This window comes from Arthrobacter sp. 05N428_2, assembly GCF_056397065.1.
Map to the genome: position 1 here is coordinate 1 of NZ_JBFTMR010000009.1, position 19,036 is coordinate 19,036.

A 19,036-nucleotide genomic window follows, 5' to 3' on the forward strand; every position below is an offset into this window, starting at 1 on the left:
GCGGTCCACGGCGCCGGCGGCGACGATTTGCAGGTATTCGAGGGTCCGGGCGATCTCCTCGACGTCGCCGGCGAAGTCCGCCGCCGCAGCGAAGCCGAGCAGCGCCGCGTCCCGCGCCGCCGTCGAACTCAACTCCCGCAACTGGCCCAGAATACTGCCGAGCGACGGAGCGGCGCCGCGCTCATCACCGTCCGGCCGACCGGCCGGACGAGAGACGAGAACTGCACCGATTCCCATGAACCAATTCAAACAAGGGGGTCAGACATTAAAGGAGTTGCGAGCGTTGCTGCCTCGAAGGCCACGCGGGGGCGGAAGTATCGTGGGACCAGGAATCGGATTTCGATCTCCTACCCGACATTCGGAGGCGAGCGTGAATTGCTGCGTGCGGCGATGCGGCGGCATAGCGCGTGAGTGACCCTCAGGCTCTGGCGCGGCGGCTGGGCACCCTTGACGCGTCTGTGATCGGTCTTGGATCGATGATCGGCGCCGGCGTGTTCGCGGCCTTCACTCCGGCAGCGGCGGTGGCCGGTTCAGGTCTGCTGGTGGGACTGGTTGTTGCGGCCATGGTGGCGTTCTGCAATGCCACCTCCTCCGCCCAGCTCGCCGCCGTTTACCCGACTTCGGGCGGAACCTATGTGTACGGCCGTGAACGCCTGGGACCGTGGGCCGGCTTCGTGGCCGGCTGGGGCTTCGTTATCGGTAAGACCGCCAGCGCAGCGGCCATGGCAATGACATTCGCCGCCTACGCCGCCCCGGCAGGGTGGGAACGGCCTGTTGCCGTCGGCGCCGTCGTCGTCCTCGCCGCGGTGAATTACCGCGGCGTCACCCGGACAGCCGGGCTCACCCGCATCCTTGTCGTACTGGTGCTGGCGGCCCTCGCGACTGCCGTTGCCGCCTGTTGGGGTGGTTCCGGGGCGGATCCGGCCAGAATTCTCGGGGACGGGCTGTTGGCCCACGGCTGGTACGGGATTCTGCAGTCAGCCGGCCTGCTGTTCTTCGCCTTCGCCGGTTACGCCAGGATCGCGACGATGGGCGAAGAAGTCCGGAACCCCCGCCGCACCATTCCCCGCGCTATCGGCATCGCCCTGGGTATCACCATCATCGTCTACGCCATCATCGCCGTCACTCTGCTGGCGACCATCGGTCCCGAGGCAGTGGCAGCCAACCCCGCACCTCTCGCCGCCGCCGTCGAATCCGGGACCATGACCTGGGCCAGCCCTATAGTTCGGGCAGGGGCGGCGGGCGCAGCCTTGGGCGCGCTCCTGGCTCTCATCGCCGGACTCGGGCGGACCAGCCTGGCGATGGCCCGCGAACACGATCTGCCGCACTGGCTCGCCGCCGTCCACCCCCGCTACAAGGTTCCCCACCGCGCCGAGGTCACCCTGGCAGTGGTGATCAGCGGGATCATCACGGTCGCCGACCTGCGCGGCGCGATCGGCTTCTCCTCGTTCGGCGTGCTCATCTACTACCTGGTCGCCAACCTTGCCGCCTTCACGCAGCCGGCCGCGGACCGCCGCTACCCCAAGGCGCTCCAGGTCTTGGGCGCCGCGGCCTGCGTGGCCCTGGTCGCGACCCTCCCACCCTTCTCCGTGGCGCTGGGAGTCCTCATGTTCGTGGTCGGGATAGTTCTGCGCGTGGCCCGGCAGCGCAGGAAGTCCTGACCCCCGACGACGGCGACCCGCGCGACCTCGACGGGCAAGCGCGCTACGACAAGCCTTACAGCACCCTCGGCCGGCCGAACTGGGTGTGGACCCCGGGCGAGAACAGCACCGAATCGGGCGGCCCGGAGACTGCAATGCCTGCTGCCGCGACGAGCTCATCCTCCAACTCCGTCAGCTCCGCCCGGAACAACGGCCAGGGGCCGTGGGCGTTGGGAATGTAGAGCGTGTTGCCGCGGAACCGGGAATGTAAACCGAACCGCGCTGTGAGGTGGACGGACAGCGGATCGTCGGCGTCAGCGTCGAACTGCGGGACAACAGCGAAATCGCTCCCCTCCCCACCACGCAGCCGACGAACAGAATACCCAACTGAACCGTCCGGCGTGGCCGCGCGGAAGTGCCCACGGGACCAGACGTACGGGATGCCCGCAGCACGGGCCGCCAGCACCACCGCCAAGCGCGATGCGTCCAGGCTCAGGAACACGACACCCCTCGTGCCGTCCGGTTCCCGGGAGTAGAGCCGCACGTTGACCTCGTTGAAGCTGCCGAAGTAGGGGATCCCCGGGCCCCTACCCACGCCCGCGCCCTGCATGCGGAAACCGATGAGCCCCACCCAGGCCGACCCATCGAACTCGTCCGGGACCACGCCAACCGGCATGAACGACGCCGCGACCGGCCGGGGAACGCGCCAGTGCAGGAACACCGCGTCGGTCCAGCGCTGCGCCATGATGACCGGTCGGGGCAGCTCCGGCGCCAAAGGCCAGGGATCCGGCTCCATATGCCGCGTCAGCTCGCCGTCGCGGCCGCTTGGTCGCCCGCGGGTTGCTTCTGCCAGGGCCAGCGCCCGGTGATTTCCAGCTCGAGGGAGAAGCTCAGGAAGGTCCGGATCAGCACGATGATGGCCAGCACGCCCACGCTCTCGAAGGTGGGGGTCACGGCGACGGTCCGGATGATGTCGGCTGCCACCAGCAGCTCAAGGCCGAGCAGGATGGAGCGGCCCAGCAACTGCCGATACGACCGGTACACCGTGAGCGGTTCGGAACCGGCAGGAAGACGGCGCGGCTGGAAGCCACGCAGGGCCAACGGCAACGACACCAGGGCGCCGATCACCATCACAGCCACGCCGGCGAAATCCATGAAGCCGCCAATCGCCTCAATGATGTGCTGAAAATCCATGCTGCCCCTCAAAAGTTGGGTGTGAAATCTAGTGCTGCGCGGCCCCGTTCCGGTGCCGCCTCGTCATGGATGCCGCTCGCCGACGCCGCCCAGCACGGACCGGTATCCCTCGCGGAAGCTCGGATACCGGAACTCGAAGCCGGTGCCCCGCAGCAATGCGTTGCTGATGCGCTTGTTCCCGCCCCGCGACGGCTCGCCGCCCCCGGTGCCATCGCCGGAGCCGCCCCCGGAGCCCCTGCCAACCCCGGAGGCCGCGCCCGCCCCGGCACCGGACTCCGATGCCGGTTCCGGTAGCTCCAGCTCGGCGGCCAGGAACCGCAGCACCTCGCCGAGTTCGGCGGGTTCGTTGTCCACGCCCAGGTACACGGGTGCCGGCTCGGGATCCATGCTGCACAGGTGCACGATGGCGGCAGCGGCGTCGTCGCGGTGTATCCGGTTGGTATAGCGGGGTTCCGCCGGGATCTTGGCGTTCCCGCCCCGCACCTGGTCGATCAACCGGGTACGGCCAGGGCCGTAAATCCCGCCAAGCCGCAACACCACGGCCGAAACTCCGGTCCCCTGCAGCCGGGTGTGGAGCAGTTCCTCGGCCTCGCGGATGATGCGGCCGGAGAACCCGCCGGGATTCGGCGCCGTCGATTCGTCCACCCAGCCGCCGTCGGCGTCGCCGTAGACCGCGGTGGAGGACACGAACAGCACCCGCCGGACGGGGGCGCCGGAGGCCCCCACGGCGTCGAGCACATGCGCCAGCCCGTCCACATAGGCCGCCCGGTAAGCTTCCTCGGTGGGGGAGCCCGCCGCGATTGCGACGACGACGGCGGTGGTGTCCGCCGGGACCGGTGGCAGTTCGCCGGTGGTCAGGTCCGCCGCCGCACCTTCGATGGCGGCCGGCAGCTTTTCCGGGGACCGCCGCCAGCCCACTACGCGGTGTCGGGCAGCGGCAAAGCGCAGTCCGGCCTCGGTGCCCAGGTCGCCGCAACCGGCCAGCAGTACAGTCATACGGGCCAGTCTGCCAGCCATTGAGCAGCTCCACTGACCGCCTTGAGGAAAACTTGAAGTGATCTTGTCGTGGACCGAAGCCTTGCCTTGAAGGAGGCCGGGCATCGTAGTAGGGGTCAGCCAGTGAGGCTGGCGGACACAAATACTTCGCCTGGCCGGTCGGCCGGCCCCACGAAACGGAAAATCTGATGGGTCTCAACCTCAAGTCCACGTCCAGCAAGGTCCTTGCCTCCGCAGCACTCCTCGCCGCAGCCGCGGGTGTGGCCGGCATGGGCACCTACGGTGGCTTCACCACCAGTACGTCTGCTTCCGCGGCCGTCAACTCCGGTACCGTCAACCTTGCCGTCGGCAGCGGGGCAAGTAACCGGCTGAGCGTTGCTGCCGCCGGCGCCGTCCCGGGTGACAGCATCCAGCGTGCTGTCACCCTCAACAACGGCGGCGACCAGAACCTCGCGTCCATCACCCTCACCACGACGGCGTCGCCGTCCTCCAAGCTCGACACGGACGCCGTCAACGGCCTACAGATGAAGATTGACGGCTGCTCCGTGCCGTGGACCGAGGCCGGAACGTCCCCCTCATTCACGTACACCTGCTCCGGCACCACCAGCGCTGTTCTGGCGTCGCGGGCCGTGACCGGCAGCAGCCTCGCACTGACCGGACTCGCCTCACTGACCGCAACCAAGACTGACTACCTCCGGGTTGCGCTGACCGTCCCGCAGACGGCGGACAACACCTTCCAGGGCTTGAACAGCACCATGGGCTTCTCCTTCGACGCCATCCAGCGCGGCGCCGCTAACAAGTAAGCGGCAGCAAGAATCACAGGAGCTCAGGCCGCTTGGACCCGGCCGGCTTGAGCTCCTCGCCACTACCCGATATCCGCAGCGCAGGGGAGGAACCCGTGAGCACCGTCATCACCCCGAGCCGTTCGACGGCCAGCCAGACCCCGCCGGTCACTGGCACTGAGCCGGGGGTCCCCGGAACGGGGCGTGGGCGGCGCCGGGCGCAAACCTCGAGCAAGCTGACGGGCGTCACGGCGTCGAAAGTCGCTGCCGCCGGCGGACGCGCGGTGTTTACACTCACCCTCGCTGTCGCAACCCTGCTGTTTCTGTTTCTTGCGGTGGGTCCGCGATTCCTGAACTACCAGACGTCCACCATGTTGACCGGCAGCATGGCCCCCGGTATCAACCCGGGGGATGTGGTGGTCAGCGTCCGGACGCCCGTGTCTGAGCTCAAAGTCGGTGACGTGATCACGTACAGCATCCCGATCGACGACCACCGGGTCGAAACGCACCGGGTGGCGAGCATCAAGCGCGGCGACGCCGGCGTGACCTCGGTGACCACCAAGGGCGATGCCAATGCGGGGGCAGACCCCTGGACGGCCGTGCTGTCCGAAGACCATGTCTATGTCCAGGCCGGGGTCGTGCCGTACCTCGGTGACGTCATCCGGGCCCTGCGCCAGCCCTTGGTCCAGGCCGTCTTCCTGTACGGTGCCTGCGGGCTGCTCGTCGTAGTGGTGCTGACCTCGATCTGGCGGAAGCCGGCCGGGGCCGCGGACGGAGCAGCCGGCCAAAGAGGCGGCATCCCGGGCGCCGACCCGGAACGGGGCCGGCCGTGAACTGCCACGGAAGCGGCATGGTCCTGGATATCCGGCAGATCGATAAGCTCGCCGCCGAGCTGGATTCGCGAACCTGCGCCGTACGTTTCGTGGGCCGCTTCCTCGACAGCCTGCCCCGCAGGGTGGCGTGCGTCCACAGCAGCCTGGCCGAGCGCGCATTGGTCGCGGTCCTCAGCGTGGCGACCTCGGCGGCGATGGCCGGAGCGGTTCAGCTGGAGGGCCGCAGCCGGGCCGTCGAGCGGAATATCCGCGCCGGTGACCTGACGGCAGCCAAGGCCGCTGCGGGCGAACTCGACTCCACCATCGCTGACTTCGCGCACCACGTCAACAAACTCGTCAGCTCCGCGGAATCCTCGGAATCCTCGCGCCAGGATCTCCGAACTAGGACCAGGACGCCCTAGCCGTACGGCCCAACCGGGGACGCCGGCAGTCTGACGGAGACGACCGTACCGCCGTCGGGGCCCGAACTGATCCACAAGCTGCCGCCGTGGGCGTTGGCGATCCGGAGGCAGGTCGCCAGCCCCAGTCCGGAACCGGGCGGGTCGTCCTCGCGGTGCAACCGGACCAGCGGTTGAGTGACGCGTTCCCAATCCGCCATAGGAATACCCTTGCCGTTATCCGCTACCTGAATCTCAACGCCGTCGGCAATGGCTTCGGCCCTGACCAGGATCCGGGGCCGCACACCGGGGCGGCGGTAGGTGACGGCGTTGTGGATGAGGTTCTGAAAGAGCATGCGAAGCTGTTCGGCGTCGGCGCGGAGGACGAAGTCCGAGACTTCGATTTCGGCATCGACTTCGCTGAGGCTCGAGCGCAGGTCCTCCTCCACGTCGCGGACCAATGCCAGCAGGGACACATCACCGCAGCGGAGGGCGCCGCCGATCCGGGAAAAGGACAAAATGTCGTCCACCATGGCCAGCATCCGGCGTGATGTCCGGCCAATGATGCCGAGTTCCTCTGCGTCCGCGGAGCTTTTGAGCTCCCCCAGCTCGGTGAAGCCGATGATACTGGTCAGCGGGTTCCGTAGATCGTGACTGATCCGTCCGGCGAATGACTCCAGCAGTTTGTTGCTGTTCCGAGCTTCTTCAAGGGCCCGGTCAAGCATCCGGGCGTGATGTTGGAGTTCGAGGACTTCGACGACCTGCGAGGCGATGATCTCAAGCGCCAGCGTCCGTTCAGCCGAGAGCTCGGCCGGGGCATGCGAGAAGAGGCAGAGCGACCCCAGCACGAATCCATCGGCCGTGGTGAGCGGCACCGACGCGTAGAACCGGACGGCGGCAAGCTGTCCCGTGACAAATGGATGGTCCCGGAACATGGGATCCCGCGAGGCGTCCGGGACCACCGTTGTCCTGCCGCTGAGGAAGACGCGGCTGCACATTGAATCTTCGCGGGAACACAAGCCGGGATCGATCCCCACAGTGGCAATGTGGTGTTGCTGATCGGCCGTGATGATGTTGACGACGCCGAACGGAATGCCGGTGGTTGTGGTGGCAAGGACGAGTAGCTTCCGGAGCTGCCCCATCGTGTCCGGGACGCGTGCGCCGCTGTTCTCCGGGAGCGGTTCGAGGCGCGGTAGCCCGTACCCCGCCAGCATGGACTGACGCGCGGCCTCGTCCTGCGCTTCGACCTGGACGGACGGTGTAGTTGACAGCTACCCCACCGCTTCCGCTGGCGCCATCCGGTAACCAACGCCGCGCACAGTGCGGATGAACCGTGGTTCGCGGCCCTTGTCGCCCAGCTTTTTGCGCAGGTTGCCGATGTGTACCTCGACGAGGTGCTCATCCATGGGCCACTCCATGCCCCACACCTTGGTGAGGAGCGCCTTTCGGGTCCACACGCGGCCGGGGGCGCAGGCGAGTGCTTCGAGAAGATCAAATTCCGTGCGCGTCAACACCAGTTCGGTGCCGTCCAGCGACGCGGTCCGGCCCTCGACCTCGACGACCAGCGGGCCGTGCCGGACGACGCCGTCGGCCTCGTCGCGCCGCGGATCGGGTTCCGGCGCCGCGGCGGCGCCCGAAACGACGGCGGGAGCGACGGAGGCGGCGGCGGGAGCGACGTCTCCGGCCCGGCGTCCCGGGTTGTGGTGGGCTTCGTCCGGCGTGGCGCCAGCGGCGCGGGGCATGAAGTCTGAGGCGCGGCGTTGCGGCGTGGGCCTTTGCGGAGTGGGCCGGTGGCGGCGGAGCACGGCCGTGATCCGAGCCTGGACGGTCCGGGGGCTGAACGGTTTGCTAATGAAGTCGTCCGCGCCGATTTCCAGGCCCATCAACTCATCAATCTCGTCGCCCCGGGCCGTGATCATGATGACGTAAGCGTCGGAGAACTTGCGCAGTCGGCGGCAGACTTCCACGCCGTCCAAATCGGGAAGATTGAGGTCCAGGGTGACAAGGTCCGGACCATATTCCTGGATGCCCAGCAGCGCCTCAGCGCCGGTGCCGGCTTCGGAAACGGCGAAGCCCTGCATCTCCAGCGTCCGGCGAATCAGCAGGCGAATATCGGCGTCGTCATCTATAACCACAGCGCGGAGCTGACTGACCGGACCGAACATAACCCCAGCTTCTCAGACAAAGAGACTTTGTCCCTGCTATCACATGAGTCACAAGGTGCGACACGAACCACATACAACACACTGGACTCTACGTTAACGCGGTTTTCTTGAGCAAATGTTGAAGTTTTACCCGGGTTCGCGTTGAAAACGGACTGCCAAACTGGGAGCTGCCAGATGAACCGCCCAAACAGGGAGTAAGCAGTGAACGTCGCCCGGCCCGTACCGCCAGCCCCGCGGGCTTCGCCCGTACGGCGCGAGCGGTTACGTCGGCTGTTTGCGGTGCCCGTGGCCCTGGCCCTGGTGCTGGGCGCCCCTGGGCTTGCCTATGCTGCCTTCACCGCTGGCACCAACGCCTCCCTGAGCGTCGGGACCTACACGATTCCCGCCCCCGCATCAGTCAATGGCACACTCCAGTGCACCAACGATCGCGGACAAAAGGGTGCCAGCATCACTTTTACGTCAGTGAGCGCGGTCGACCGCGCCACCGGATATACAGCGACGCTGACGCCGCCGACTGGAGCACCGTCCCTAGTCCCGATTGCCGCTGGGGGCAAGGTCCAGGTCACCATGTCTTCCGGCAGCGGCAAGGGAAAATATACCTTCACGGTGTCCGCTCAGGTCGGGTCGTGGACCGGACCTGAGTTTAAACAAACCGCGATCTGCTGACCAGCCCGGCGCGGACCGGACCGGACCGGACCGGGGCCGCGGCGCTCCGCGGCGCCTCCGCCCGAAGCCGGGGCCCGGCCGTCAGGTCAGCGGGCAGCGATCGGGAAGAACACCCGCGGGTCCTGCAGCAGTGCCGGGTAGTCGAAGTCCCGGCGCGCCAGGATCTCGCTGACCTGGAAATTGCGGGCGAACTTGCCGTCCACCGTGACGGGACGGCCCTGCACCTCGCCGACGGCGAATGACTGGCCGCCGTCGAACGGGATCGCCACGACGGACTTCCCGGGCAGCGTGGTGAAAGCCTCTTCCTGCGCCAGCCGCTTGCGCGTGGGCTTCTTCACCAGCGGCTTGGCGGGGCGCTTGCGTGCGTTCTTGTCCGGCCTGCGGGAAGGGTTGTCCGCGTAGACAAACTGGTAGTCGTCCGCGGCGGCATCGGCCCTGGTGCCCCGCACCGGCGGCAGGCTGATGGTGTCCAGTTGCTGCGGATCGGTGTCGTCCAGCGGCAGGCGGAGGACCCACATGCGGTCGCCGGCGGGATCTTCCGGCAGCAGCTCGTGCTTGGGTTCGGGCCAGACATACTCAAGGTCCGGGTCCGTGCCAGGGAACACCGAGGCGTAGAACCGGTGGTCCTTGGCCAGCAGCCGGGAGCGGTGGCTGAGGTGGAAGTCCGGGTTCCCCAGCCAGTAGGGCATCGGAATCTTGGCAGCGTAGTCCGGGTGCGCTGCCTGCGGAGCGAACTCCATGATCTTGTCCCGGGTGGTGTCCTCGCCGCCCCGGGCGGTCCATTCGTCCACCACGGCCAGACCGTACATGGTCAGCGCCGGGACATGGCCCATCCACATCCGGACGGCCGGGTGGGACTGCCAGCCGTACTCGGGAATCACCAGCGCGCGCAGCATTTGCAACGCTTCAACACGCTGCTTGCCGAGCCGCACGCGGTCAAGGGCCGCGGCGCTCTGCCGGAAATCGGGGAAGGGGAGGAAAGTCTGCATCTCTCCAGTTTGGGGCCACCGGGCCGCAACGCCAATTGCTGGGGCTCGCGGGTGAGCGCGTTCACACCGCGAAATGCTACAGACAGTTCCCAGCTGCGGGCTCTATCATTTATGGGAACCACCACTGCCGCCCGGAAGACCCGCCATGACCTTTGAAGCAGCGGCGCCCTTTGCGCCCAAATACGGACAAATGCTCGGACCGGAGGCCAACGGCATCCTGGTCCTCGAAGAATTCACGCTGAACCCTGCCGAGGCCCGCAAGGAGCAGAGCGGCTTCCGCGCGGCCCTGGCCTCGATGGCTCTGACCATGCGGCGGCTGATGGCGTTCCGGCTCCTCATCGCCCTCGTCGCCATCGCCAACCTGCCACTCTTCCTGCTCTCCAGCGGCTGGGAAATCTACGTCATCTCGCTGACGCTGGTGGTGGCCGTCCACGCGGCCGTGTCCTGGCTGAACCGGCATGAGCCCAAGTTACGGCAGCGCCGGTTGCTCGAACTTCACCTGCACCGGGAGCGCAGCGCCAACTACCGCAAGGTCCGCGACGCGGTGAAGTACGTGATCGACACCCCCGCCCGGATGAACGAACAGCTTTACCTGGAACTGCTCGCGGCCAAGCGGGTCGCACTGCACCTCGCCCAGGGCACCGTGGCCCTGCTGGACACCAGCGACGACGCCGCCTGGAAGGTCCGCATCGTCCGCGAACTCCCGCGGGCCGTTTGACCGCCTTACGACGACGCCGGAGCCGCCCCCAAGGGCGCCCCGGCGTCGTCGTTTTTAATCACACTGCTGTTCGAGCACACTGCGTCAGTCATTCCGCTGCAGCGCAGGCCGCCACTTTAGGCCGGGAGCTGCAGGACCTGGCCGGTGAGCACCAGGTTCGGATTGCTGATGGTGGCCGCGTTGGCGTCGGCCAGGGTCTGCCAGCCGCCCTTGATGTTGAGCTGGTCAGCGATCTTGCTCAGGCTATCGCCGCTCTGGACCGTGTAGGTCTGGCCGCTCAGGGCCACCGCGGCGACGTGCCGCGGCGCCGCCTGAACGGGTGCCGCCTGGACCGGGGCGGCCTGGGCCGGCGCATACCGGACCGGTGCGGGCGTTTGGACCGGTGCGGCGGCAGGGGCCGCGGCCGCGCCTCCGCTCAGGCCCAGCTTGGCGGCGCAGGCAGGCCACGCTCCCCAGCCCTGGCTGGCCTGGACATTTTGCGCCACCGCGATCTGCTGTTCGCGGCTGGCGGAGGCCGCCGCGCCGGTGCCGCCGTGGGCCGCCCACGTGCTCTGGCTGAACTGCAGGCCGCCCGAGTAGCCGTTGCCGGTGTTGGTGCTCCAGTTGCCGCCGCTCTCGCACTGGGCCAGCGAGTCCCAGGTGGAAGTGGGCGTGGCGGTGGGGATGGCCGCGCTTGCCGCCGTGGCGGAGAGGGCGACGCCGGCAGCCGAGATGGCTGCCAAGGTGGCTCCGCGGCGCGCGACAGTAGTGAGGGTTGAGGTCTTCATGGTTTCAGCTGCTCCTGAGGGCCACCGGCGCTCGGTCCGTCCCCGGACGTTATCGCGACTCTGCCCGCCCCTGACAATAGAGGTCATTTTCGGTGGCTACCGGTCGGGCAGATCATGGTGGAGGTAGCACCGGGCATGCAAACGCCCGACTGCGGGCATCCGTCCACGGTAAGGCAGGACGGGACGCAGATCAACCCCTACGGGGGTTTCGGGCGAACAATCAGCCGCCCAGCACCGCCGCTAGGTACGGCGCCGTTCTGCTGGTTTTGGAGCGCGCGACGACGGCCGGTTCCCCGGCGGCGACGATCTTGCCGCCGGCGTCGCCCCCCGCCGGGCCCAGATCGATGACCCAGTCCGCGGCGGCCACTACGTCCATCTCGTGCTCCACCACCACCACCGTATTGCCCGCGTCCACCAGGCGCTGCAGCTGCGCCATCAGGAGTTCGACGTCGGCCGGGTGCAGTCCTGTGGTGGGCTCGTCCAGCAGGTAGAGCGAGTGCCCGCGTTGGGCCCGCTGCAGCTCGGTGGCGAGCTTGATGCGCTGTGCCTCCCCGCCGGAGAGCTCGGTGGCGGGCTGGCCCAGGCGGAGGTAGCCCAAGCCCACCTCGCGCAGGGTCTGCAGGGCGCGCGCAGCGGCGGGGACCTCGGCCAGGAACTCGGCGGCGGCGTTGACCGTCATGCCCAGCACTTCGGCCACGTTCTTGCCCCGGTAGCTGACTTCCAGGGTTTCCGGGTTGTAGCGCGAACCGTGGCACACCGGGCACGGGCCGTAGCTGCCAGGAAGGAAGAGCAGTTCGACGGCCACGAACCCTTCGCCCTGGCAGGTGTCGCAGCGGCCGCCGGCCACGTTGAAGGAGAAGCGGCCGGCCCCGTAGCCGCGCGCCTTTGCCTCGTCCGTGGCGGCAAATTCCTTGCGGACGGCGTCGAACAGCCCGGTGTAGGTGGCGAGGTTGGACCGAGGGGTGCGGCCGATCGGCTTCTGGTCGACCCGCACCAGCCGGTCGATCTGCTCCAGCCCGGACACCGGACCGACGCTCAGCGGGGCGCCGGGCTCGACGTCATCCGGTGACTCCTCCGCTGCTGCGGCGGCGTCCGGGTGCAGCCAGGCGCCGGCGACCTCGGCGAGGACCTGGCTGACCAGCGTCGACTTGCCCGAGCCGGACACGCCGGTCACTGCCGTCAGCACGCCGAGCGGGAAGCTGGCATCGAGGTCCTGGAGGTTGTGCCTGCTGATGTCGCGCAGCTCGAGCCAGCCGGCAGGCTCGCGGCGGGCGTGTTTCCCGCCGTCGTGCGTCTGCTGGCGGGCGCCGTCCGGGAACAGGTACGGCCGGGTCACGGACGCCTCCACGTCGGCCAGCCCGGCCACCGGCCCGCTGTAGAGCACCTCCCCGCCGCCCTCACCGGCGCGCGGGCCCACGTCCACCAGCCAGTCGGCGCGGCGGACCACGTCCATGTTGTGCTCCACCACGAACACCGAGTTCCCCGAGGACTTGAGTTGGTCCAGCACGGCCAGGAGAGGCTCGGCGTCGGCCGGGTGCAGGCCTGCGGAGGGCTCGTCGAGCACGTAGATCACGCCGAAGAGCCCGGAACGCAGCTGCGTGGCAATCCGCAGGCGCTGCATCTCGCCGGGGGAGAGGGTAGGGGTCGAGCGGCCCAGCGCGAGGTAGCCCAGGCCAAGGTCCACCAGCACGGTGACACGCTGCAGCAGGTCGCGGGTGATGGCGACGGCCACCTCGTTGCGCTCGCCGGAGGACTGGCCGGCCGGGAGCCGGCGCGACGCCGTCCCGGCCTCGGTGAGTTCGGCCGTGGGCCTGATGATCTGGGTCAGCTCAGTCATCGGCACGGCGTTGAGCTCGGCGATGGTGCGGCCGGCGAACGTGACGGCCAGGGCCTCCGGGCGCAAGCCGCTGCCGCCGCAGCGGGGGCACGGGCCGGTTTCCATAAAGCGCAGCACCTTCTCGCGCATGGTGTTGCTCTTGGAGTCCGCCAGGGTATGCAGCACGTAGCTGCGGGCGCTCCAGAAGCGGCCCTTGTACGGTTTGGCCACGCGGTCGCGCTGCGGCGTCACCTCCACCACGGGCTGTTCCTCGGTGAAGAGAATCCAGTCGCGCTCCTTTTTGGGTAGCTTCCGCCACGGCGTGTCGACGTCGTAGCCCAGATGGGTGAGCACGTCGCGCAGGTTCTTGCCCTGCCAGGCGCCGGGCCACGCGGCGATCGCGCCGTCGCGGATGCTCAACGAGGGGTCCGGAACCAGTGAAGACTCGGTGACGGTGTGGGCGATGCCCAGGCCGTGGCATTCCGGGCAGGCGCCGGCGGCCGTGTTGGGCGAGAACGCGTCGGAGTCCAGCGGCGCGGCGCCTTCGGGGTAGCTGCCGGCGCGGGAGAAGAGCATGCGCAGTGAGTTGGACAACGTCGTCACCGTGCCCACGGTGGAGCGGGAGCTGGGGGTGCCGCGGCGTTGCTGGAGCGCGACGGCGGGCGGCAGCCCGGTGATCAGCTCCACCTTCGGGTTGTGGCCCTGCTGGATCAGCCGCCGGGCGTAGGGCGCCACGGATTCGAAGTACCGGCGCTGGGCCTCCGCGTAAATGGTGCCGAAGGCCAGCGACGACTTGCCGGAGCCGGAGACGCCGGTAAAGGCGACGATCGCGTCGCGCGGCACGTCAACGTCCACGTTGCGCAGGTTGTTCTCCCGGGCGCCGCGGACCCGGACAAAGCCGTCAGTAGGATGGTCCGGCACCAGGCCGGCTGAATCGGAAGCCTGCTGATTGTTCTGCATCTGTTCGACTCTATCCGGCGCGGCTTCCGGCGGCCTATCGCGTTCCGGCGGGCATATCCTTACCGAATGGAAACTTACGACGGCGGCGCCCGGGCGCCGCAGGCAGAGCTGGAGGCTGAGCTGGAGGCTGAAGGCGTCCCCGAGTTCGCCGAAATCCCCGAGGAAGTCCACGCCGCTTTACCGGTCGCGGAACTGCACCTGCACCTCGAGGGCACGCTGGAACCGGAGCTGATCTTCGCGCTCGCCGAACGCAACGGGATTGCCCTGCCGTACGCGGACCTCGCCGAGCTCCGCGCCCGCTACGAGTTCACGGACCTGCAGTCATTCCTGGACCTGTACTACGCCAACATGGCCGTGCTGCGGACCGAGCAGGACTTCGCGGACATGACCCGCGCCTATCTGACCCGGGCCGCGGCCGCCGGAGTGCGGCATGCCGAGATCATGCTGGATCCGCAGGCGCACCTGTCCCGCGGGGTCGCCCTGGAGACCTGCGTCAACGGGGTCGCGTCGGTGCTGGCCGGCTCGGAGCAGGAGTTCGGCATCTCCACCCTGCTGATCGCCGCGTTCCTGCGCGACCAGCCGGAGGAGTCGGCGCTCGCGGTGCTGGAGCAGCTGCTGGCCATGAACGCGCCGATCGTCGGGATCGGGCTGGACTCGGCCGAGGTCGGCAATCCGCCGTCGAAGTTTGAACGGCTCTTCGCGCGGGCCAAGGACGCCGGGCTGCGGCGGATCGCGCACGCCGGCGAGGAGGGCCCGCCGTCGTACATCATCGAGGCGCTGGAGCTCCTGGACGTGGAGCGGATCGATCATGGCATCCGCTGCATGGAAGACCCGGAACTGGTGGAGCGCCTGGTGAACGAGCACCTGCCGCTGACCGTGTGCCCGCTCTCCAACGTCCGGCTCCGCGCGGTCGACACCCTGGCCGGGCACCCGCTGGCCGGCATGCTGGCGGCCGGGCTGAACGTCAGCGTGAACTCGGACGATCCGGCGTACTTCGGCGGCTACGTGGATGACAACTTTGCCCAGATTAAGTCCGTGATCGGCCTGTCCGAATTCGACTGTGTGCGCCTCGCGGCCAACTCCATCCGGTCCTCGTTCGCAAGCGAGGAACGCAAGACTGAGTTGCTCGCCGAACTCGCCGCCTCGGGACGCTAACCCCGTGTTGCCCTATCAGCTATGGTCGCCAAAACGGGCGGACGGCAGCCATAGCTGACAGGGCAACAGGGCTAAGCGTCGATGCTGCCCATGTCCGGGTACCGCGCGCCCGCCTCGTAGCCGGCCGGCGCCAGCTCATCGAGGCGGCTGAGGTCCTCGGCGGACAGCTCGACGTCGACAGCGCCCAGGTTCTCGCGCAGCCTCTCGCGCTTCTTGGTCCCCGGGATCGGCACGATGTGGCCGCCTTGGGCCAGCAGCCAGGCGAGGGCCAGCTGCGCGGGGGTGCAGCCCTTCTCGGTGGCGAGTTCCGTGACCCGGTCCACGAGCTCGATGTTGCGGTTGAAGTTCTCGCCCTGGAACCGGGGTGAGTGGCGGCGGAAATCGTTCTCGGCGAAGTCGTCCTCGCTGCGCAACTGGCCGGTGAGGAAGCCGCGGCCCAACGGGCTGTAGGGGACGAAGCCGATGCCCAGTTCGGCGAGGACCGGGAAGACCTTGGTCTCCGGCTCACGCTCCCACAGCGAGTATTCGGTTTGCAGGGCGGCGATGGGGTGCACGGCGTGGGCGCGGCGGATCGTGTCGGCGCTGGCTTCGGAGAGGCCCAGCTGCCGGACCTTGCCGGCCTGGACCAGCTCGGCCATGGCGCCCACGGTCTCCTCGATGGGCACGGTTTTGTCCACCCGGTGCTGGTAGTACAGGTCGATGTGGTCGACGCCGAGGCGCTGCAGGCTCGCGTCACACGCCGACCGGACGTACTCGGGTTTGCCGTTGATGCCTACCCAGGAGCCGTCTTCGCGGCGTTCGTTGCCGAATTTGGTGGCCAGCACGACGTCGTCGCGCCGCCCGGCGATGGCCCCGCCCACCAGCTTTTCGTTGGTGAATGGCCCGTACATGTCGGCGGTGTCCAGCAGGGTTCCGCCGGCGTCGAGGAAGGCATGGATGGTGGCCACGGACTCCTGCTCGTTGCCCTGACCGTAAAACTCGCTCATGCCCATGCAGCCCAGGCCGAGGGCCGAGACGGTGAGCGGTCCGAGGGTACGTGTTTCCATAGGGATCTCCTGAACCAGAGGGGGATGTGGTGCCGTGGATGCCCGAGGGGCGGCTCGGCCAGAGGGGCTGCGGCGATCAGGCCACTCTAGCCAGCCTGCTTGCCGCGGGCAACGGTTTCCCGGGTTGTCATCGTCTTCCGGGCCGTCATAGTGGGACACGACGCAAAGAGTTAACCTCATCCGGTCGCGTAACCTGCCGAACCTTGGCAAAATGCAGGTGGATCAATTGCTTCTAAAGGAGACCCATGGGCGCGAACTCAGCGGAAAACACAAACCTTCGGCTTAAGGCCGTTTTGGACGTCCTGACCGAGGGGGTCTGGTCGGGCGAGAAGCTGAACGCCGGCGTCGTCCTGGGCGAGGCGATCGCGAGGGTGCCACTGAACGACCACGAGCGCGAACTGCTCAGCGGCGGCATTCCCCGCGGTCACAAGACGCTCACCACCGCCACGGCCAAGCTGGTCAAGGCCGGCTGGCTGGTCAAGGGCCGCTCCGGCTGGACCATCACCGAGGACGGCCAGCGCGCCACGGTTGCCTTCGCCGATCCCGCCGCTTTCACCGCCGCGCTCGACGCCGGTACCCCGGTTCCGGCCGACACTCCGCTGCCGTCCGCCCCCGCGGGGAAGCCGGCGCCCAAGGCTGCGCCGAAGGCCGCCAAAGTCGCGGCCAAGGTGGCCGACAAGGCAGCCAAGCTGGTCGAAGAGGCCGTCGCTCCGGTCGCCAAGGCGGTCCGGAAACGGAAGACCCCGGAGGGCGCGGCCGCTGAAACTCACGCGGAAACGCCAGCGGCAGCCCCGGCGCCGATTGAGCAGCCCGCGGCCGTAGCCGTTGCCGGGGACTTCAACGTCCTGCTGGGCGCGCCCGGGAACTGGGCTCCGCAGTATGACGAGTCCCAGATGCAGCTGGATGAAGTGGACCAGCTCTGGAAGCTCGCCGCGGAGCTGCCGGCGGGTTCCTATAGCTTCAAGATCGCGATCAACCGCTCCTGGGACGAAAACTACGGTGCGTTCGGAGCGTTCGACGGCGCCAACCACGAGGTGCATCACCGCGGCGGTGTCCTGGTCATCCGCTACGACCACCGGACCCGCGACATCGTCATCGACTAGGCGCCGACACCCAAAGATCCAGCCGACCTGCGCCTCGCGAGCCCAGGCTCAGAACCGGGTGGGGTCCGGGCTGGGCGGAACGGGCGGCGGCGGGACCGGGCCGGGATCCGGGATCGGCAACGGACCGGGCGTGGGGCTGGGTGTTGGGCTTGGACCCGGCGTGGGGACGGGCGCCGGCGGTGGCCCCGGATCCGGCGGGAACGGATCGCCGGGCTGCGGCTCCGGCGTTGTCGGGCCGGGTTCGGGCGGGAACGGGTCAGGACCAGGTGCCGGAGGGATCGTCATGGCTCCGATTATCGACCCACGTGGGCAGGCAGGGAAGACCCTGGCAGGGGAGACCTGCCAGGGAAGACCTGGCCGGCGAAGACCGGCCACGGAAGACCCTGCGCTCCCGAGCGTTACTAGTTCTTCTGCGCCGCGATCGACTTGTCCCGGTCCTCGAACACGTCTTCGCCGGGCCCGGTGAACGCGCGGGAGCGCTGCACAGCCTCGATGGAGCCGGTGAAGAGTTGCGAGTCGTGCGGGTCGGAGGGCATCCGCGCGGTGGTTTCGTCGGCGGCGGAGAGCCGGCCCGGCCGCTTCGCGGTGGGCCGGGCGGGGGTTGCCGGCTGGGTGGAGGCCGTGGCGGACGGCATGGATTCGAGCCGGACGTGCGGCAGCGCCGTCGGGTGGTCCTGCTGCAGGAAGAGCACCAGCTCCTCGCGGATCAGGCAGCGCAGGTCAAAGAGTGAGGCGCTGTCTCCGGCGCTGACCAGGATGCGCACCCGGACAAAGCCTGCCGTCGCGTCGGTGATCTGCAGGACGCCGACACGCTCGTCCCAGAGGTTGGTGCTGGCGAGTACCTTCTTGAGCTCGGCGCGCATGGCTTCCACCGGCGCGCGCCAGTCGAGGTCGAACTCCACGGTGCCCATCACTTCGGACTGGCGCCGGGTCCAGTTTTCGAACGGTGTGGTGGTGAAGTAGGTGGACGGCAGGATCAGCCGGCGGTCGTCCCAGATGTGGACCACCACGTAGGTCAGCGTGATTTCCTCGATCCGGCCCCATTCCTTCTGAACCACGACGACGTCGTCCACCCGGATGGCGTCCGTGAATGCGAGCTGGAGGCCGGCGAAGACGTTGACCAGCGAGGTCTGCGCGGCGAGGCCGGCCACGATCGAGATCACACCGGCGGAGGCCAACAGGCCGGCACCGAGGGCTTGGATGGCGGGGAATGTCAGCATGATGCTGCCCAGCGCCACCACCGCGATCAGCGCGACGCCGATCCGCCGGGCCATGATCACCTGGGTGCGGAGCCGCCGGGCACGCCGGTTGTCCGCCACATCCACGCGGTAGCGGGTCAGGATGATGGTTTCGATGACCAGCAGGACGGCGATCGCCAGCCAGGCCAGGGAAGCGATCAAGGCGATCACCAGGGCATGGTCCACGTTGCGGCGCCAGTCGGCGTCGTCGGTGGTCATGCTCAGCGCGATCCGGACCCCGATCAGGCAGAGCGCAAAGCGCAACGGAAGCCGTGCCTCCCGTGAGGTCTCGCGGAGTGCCTCCTGCTTGCGGTTGAGACGGAGGACGATGCGGCGGACCAGCCACGAGGCGACCAGCCCGGCGGCCACGGCGAGGACTACAGCGATATAGGGCATAGCGGAGCTTAGAAATTCTTGCATTACTTTCAGGTCTAGCAAGCTTCGCCGGGTCAACTGAAATCGGTGGAATGTCAACGTGGGCCTGCTCACCCAGGGCCGTTCCGGGCCGCCCCGGGCGCCAGTGCGCACGGCCGCCGGCCGGTTCGGGACCTAGTGCCCTTGATTCGGCGGCTGAATCCCCGAGAATGAGGC

18 protein-coding genes and 1 pseudogene are annotated in these 19,036 nt (G+C 68.3%); 8 read left to right on the forward strand and 11 right to left on the reverse strand.

Annotated elements, in window-relative coordinates; all coding sequences use genetic code 11:
- Positions 1-237 (reverse strand): annotated as a pseudogene (locus tag AC1DGI_RS11545) (HNH endonuclease signature motif containing protein); the annotation flags it as partial.
- Between the two features lie 170 nt (positions 238-407).
- On the opposite strand from AC1DGI_RS11545, the gene AC1DGI_RS11550 reads away from it, so the two are divergent.
- On the forward strand, positions 408-1,661 hold the full coding sequence (locus AC1DGI_RS11550) for an APC family permease (RefSeq protein WP_441402231.1): 1,254 nt from the start codon (positions 408-410) through the stop codon (positions 1,659-1,661).
- Positions 1,662-1,716: 55 nt separating this feature from the next.
- On the opposite strand, the gene AC1DGI_RS11555 is transcribed toward AC1DGI_RS11550, so the two are convergent.
- The 3 genes from AC1DGI_RS11555 to AC1DGI_RS11565 form a co-directional block, all read right to left on the reverse strand.
- On the reverse strand, positions 1,717-2,436 hold the full coding sequence (locus AC1DGI_RS11555; RefSeq protein WP_441402230.1) for a YqjF family protein: 720 nt from the start codon (positions 2,434-2,436) through the stop codon (positions 1,717-1,719).
- An 8-nt stretch (positions 2,437-2,444) separates the two neighbouring features.
- On the reverse strand, positions 2,445-2,834 hold the full coding sequence (locus tag AC1DGI_RS11560; protein ID WP_441402229.1) for a DUF1622 domain-containing protein: 390 nt from the start codon (positions 2,832-2,834) through the stop codon (positions 2,445-2,447).
- A gap of 63 nt (positions 2,835-2,897) precedes the next feature.
- Positions 2,898-3,830: an SDR family oxidoreductase gene (locus AC1DGI_RS11565; RefSeq protein ID WP_476898916.1), complete on the reverse strand. Its 933-nt coding sequence runs from the start codon at positions 3,828-3,830 to the stop codon at positions 2,898-2,900.
- 188 nt (positions 3,831-4,018) lie between these two features.
- Here AC1DGI_RS11565 and AC1DGI_RS11570 point away from each other — a divergent pair, with 188 nt between their 5' ends.
- From AC1DGI_RS11570 to AC1DGI_RS11580, 3 genes are all read left to right on the forward strand, one after another.
- Positions 4,019-4,633 carry a TasA family protein gene (locus AC1DGI_RS11570; RefSeq protein WP_476898917.1) on the forward strand — a complete coding sequence of 205 codons (615 nt, stop codon included), beginning with the start codon at positions 4,019-4,021 and terminating at the stop codon, positions 4,631-4,633.
- A gap of 95 nt (positions 4,634-4,728) precedes the next feature.
- Entirely contained in the window at positions 4,729-5,445 is a 717-nt protein-coding gene (locus tag AC1DGI_RS11575) for a signal peptidase I (protein ID WP_476898918.1), read from the forward strand.
- A 17-nt stretch (positions 5,446-5,462) separates the two neighbouring features.
- Positions 5,463-5,846: a hypothetical protein gene (locus tag AC1DGI_RS11580; protein ID WP_476898919.1), complete on the forward strand. Its 384-nt coding sequence runs from the start codon at positions 5,463-5,465 to the stop codon at positions 5,844-5,846.
- On the opposite strand, the gene AC1DGI_RS11585 is transcribed toward AC1DGI_RS11580, so the two are convergent.
- Positions 5,843-7,036, reverse strand: a complete 1,194-nt coding sequence (locus AC1DGI_RS11585; protein WP_476898920.1) for a GAF domain-containing sensor histidine kinase — start codon at positions 7,034-7,036, stop codon at positions 5,843-5,845. The genes AC1DGI_RS11580 and AC1DGI_RS11585 overlap by 4 nt on opposite strands.
- Before the next feature lie 57 nt (positions 7,037-7,093).
- Positions 7,094-7,957 carry a response regulator transcription factor gene (locus AC1DGI_RS11590; protein WP_476898921.1) on the reverse strand — a complete coding sequence of 288 codons (864 nt, stop codon included), beginning with the start codon at positions 7,955-7,957 and terminating at the stop codon, positions 7,094-7,096.
- 231 nt (positions 7,958-8,188) lie between these two features.
- On the opposite strand from AC1DGI_RS11590, the gene AC1DGI_RS11595 reads away from it, so the two are divergent.
- Positions 8,189-8,653 carry a hypothetical protein gene (locus AC1DGI_RS11595; RefSeq protein WP_476898922.1) on the forward strand — a complete coding sequence of 155 codons (465 nt, stop codon included), beginning with the start codon at positions 8,189-8,191 and terminating at the stop codon, positions 8,651-8,653.
- Between the two features lie 86 nt (positions 8,654-8,739).
- Here AC1DGI_RS11595 and AC1DGI_RS11600 read toward each other — a convergent pair whose 3' ends face one another.
- Complete coding sequence (locus AC1DGI_RS11600; protein ID WP_476898923.1) at positions 8,740-9,642, reverse strand: MSMEG_6728 family protein; 903 nt, start codon at positions 9,640-9,642, stop codon at positions 8,740-8,742.
- 145 nt (positions 9,643-9,787) lie between these two features.
- Between AC1DGI_RS11600 and AC1DGI_RS11605 the strand changes: the two genes are divergently transcribed.
- Positions 9,788-10,360 (forward strand): hypothetical protein, encoded by a 573-nt coding sequence (locus tag AC1DGI_RS11605; RefSeq protein WP_441399711.1) that lies wholly within the window; start codon positions 9,788-9,790, stop codon positions 10,358-10,360.
- Positions 10,361-10,476: 116 nt separating this feature from the next.
- Here the strand turns inward: AC1DGI_RS11605 and AC1DGI_RS11610 are convergent, their stop codons facing one another.
- Together AC1DGI_RS11610 and uvrA are read right to left on the reverse strand one after the other, a co-directional pair.
- The gene (locus tag AC1DGI_RS11610) at positions 10,477-11,127 is read right to left on the reverse strand and encodes a transglycosylase family protein (protein ID WP_476898924.1); all 651 of its coding nucleotides are present in this window, start codon (positions 11,125-11,127) and stop codon (positions 10,477-10,479) included.
- A gap of 220 nt (positions 11,128-11,347) precedes the next feature.
- Positions 11,348-13,903, reverse strand: a complete 2,556-nt coding sequence (gene uvrA, locus AC1DGI_RS11615; RefSeq protein WP_476898925.1) for an excinuclease ABC subunit UvrA — start codon at positions 13,901-13,903, stop codon at positions 11,348-11,350.
- A gap of 66 nt (positions 13,904-13,969) precedes the next feature.
- On the opposite strand from uvrA, the gene AC1DGI_RS11620 reads away from it, so the two are divergent.
- Positions 13,970-15,058 (forward strand): adenosine deaminase, encoded by a 1,089-nt coding sequence (locus AC1DGI_RS11620; RefSeq protein WP_476898926.1) that lies wholly within the window; start codon positions 13,970-13,972, stop codon positions 15,056-15,058.
- A 71-nt stretch (positions 15,059-15,129) separates the two neighbouring features.
- Here AC1DGI_RS11620 and AC1DGI_RS11625 read toward each other — a convergent pair whose 3' ends face one another.
- Positions 15,130-16,104 (reverse strand): aldo/keto reductase, encoded by a 975-nt coding sequence (locus tag AC1DGI_RS11625; protein ID WP_476898927.1) that lies wholly within the window; start codon positions 16,102-16,104, stop codon positions 15,130-15,132.
- Positions 16,105-16,349: 245 nt separating this feature from the next.
- Between AC1DGI_RS11625 and AC1DGI_RS11630 the strand changes: the two genes are divergently transcribed.
- Complete coding sequence (locus AC1DGI_RS11630; RefSeq protein ID WP_476898928.1) at positions 16,350-17,207, forward strand: pullulanase X25 domain-containing protein; 858 nt, start codon at positions 16,350-16,352, stop codon at positions 17,205-17,207.
- Positions 17,208-17,608: 401 nt separating this feature from the next.
- Here the strand turns inward: AC1DGI_RS11630 and AC1DGI_RS11635 are convergent, their stop codons facing one another.
- The gene (locus tag AC1DGI_RS11635) at positions 17,609-18,841 is read right to left on the reverse strand and encodes a mechanosensitive ion channel family protein (protein ID WP_476898929.1); all 1,233 of its coding nucleotides are present in this window, start codon (positions 18,839-18,841) and stop codon (positions 17,609-17,611) included.
- Positions 18,842-19,036: the final 195 nt, after the last annotated feature.

Bases quoted from the DNA above. Each gene is read 5' to 3' on its own strand.
- AC1DGI_RS11555 (WP_441402230.1), bottom strand. From the start codon at position 2,436: ATGGAGCCGGATCCCTGGCCTTTGGCGCCGGAGCTGCCCCGACCGGTC.
- AC1DGI_RS11560 (WP_441402229.1), bottom strand. From the start codon at position 2,834: ATGGATTTTCAGCACATCATTGAGGCGATTGGCGGCTTCATGGATTTC.
- AC1DGI_RS11565 (WP_476898916.1), bottom strand. From the start codon at position 3,830: ATGACTGTACTGCTGGCCGGTTGCGGCGACCTGGGCACCGAGGCCGGA.
- AC1DGI_RS11570 (WP_476898917.1), top strand. From the start codon at position 4,019: ATGGGTCTCAACCTCAAGTCCACGTCCAGCAAGGTCCTTGCCTCCGCA.
- AC1DGI_RS11580 (WP_476898919.1), top strand. From the start codon at position 5,463: ATGGTCCTGGATATCCGGCAGATCGATAAGCTCGCCGCCGAGCTGGAT.
- AC1DGI_RS11585 (WP_476898920.1), bottom strand. From the start codon at position 7,036: ATGCTGGCGGGGTACGGGCTACCGCGCCTCGAACCGCTCCCGGAGAAC.
- AC1DGI_RS11600 (WP_476898923.1), bottom strand. From the start codon at position 9,642: ATGCAGACTTTCCTCCCCTTCCCCGATTTCCGGCAGAGCGCCGCGGCC.
- AC1DGI_RS11605 (WP_441399711.1), top strand. From the start codon at position 9,788: ATGACCTTTGAAGCAGCGGCGCCCTTTGCGCCCAAATACGGACAAATG.
- AC1DGI_RS11610 (WP_476898924.1), bottom strand. From the start codon at position 11,127: ATGAAGACCTCAACCCTCACTACTGTCGCGCGCCGCGGAGCCACCTTG.
- uvrA (WP_476898925.1), bottom strand. From the start codon at position 13,903: ATGCAGAACAATCAGCAGGCTTCCGATTCAGCCGGCCTGGTGCCGGAC.
- AC1DGI_RS11620 (WP_476898926.1), top strand. From the start codon at position 13,970: ATGGAAACTTACGACGGCGGCGCCCGGGCGCCGCAGGCAGAGCTGGAG.
- AC1DGI_RS11625 (WP_476898927.1), bottom strand. From the start codon at position 16,104: ATGGAAACACGTACCCTCGGACCGCTCACCGTCTCGGCCCTCGGCCTG.
- AC1DGI_RS11630 (WP_476898928.1), top strand. From the start codon at position 16,350: ATGGGCGCGAACTCAGCGGAAAACACAAACCTTCGGCTTAAGGCCGTT.
- AC1DGI_RS11635 (WP_476898929.1), bottom strand. From the start codon at position 18,841: ATGCCCTATATCGCTGTAGTCCTCGCCGTGGCCGCCGGGCTGGTCGCC.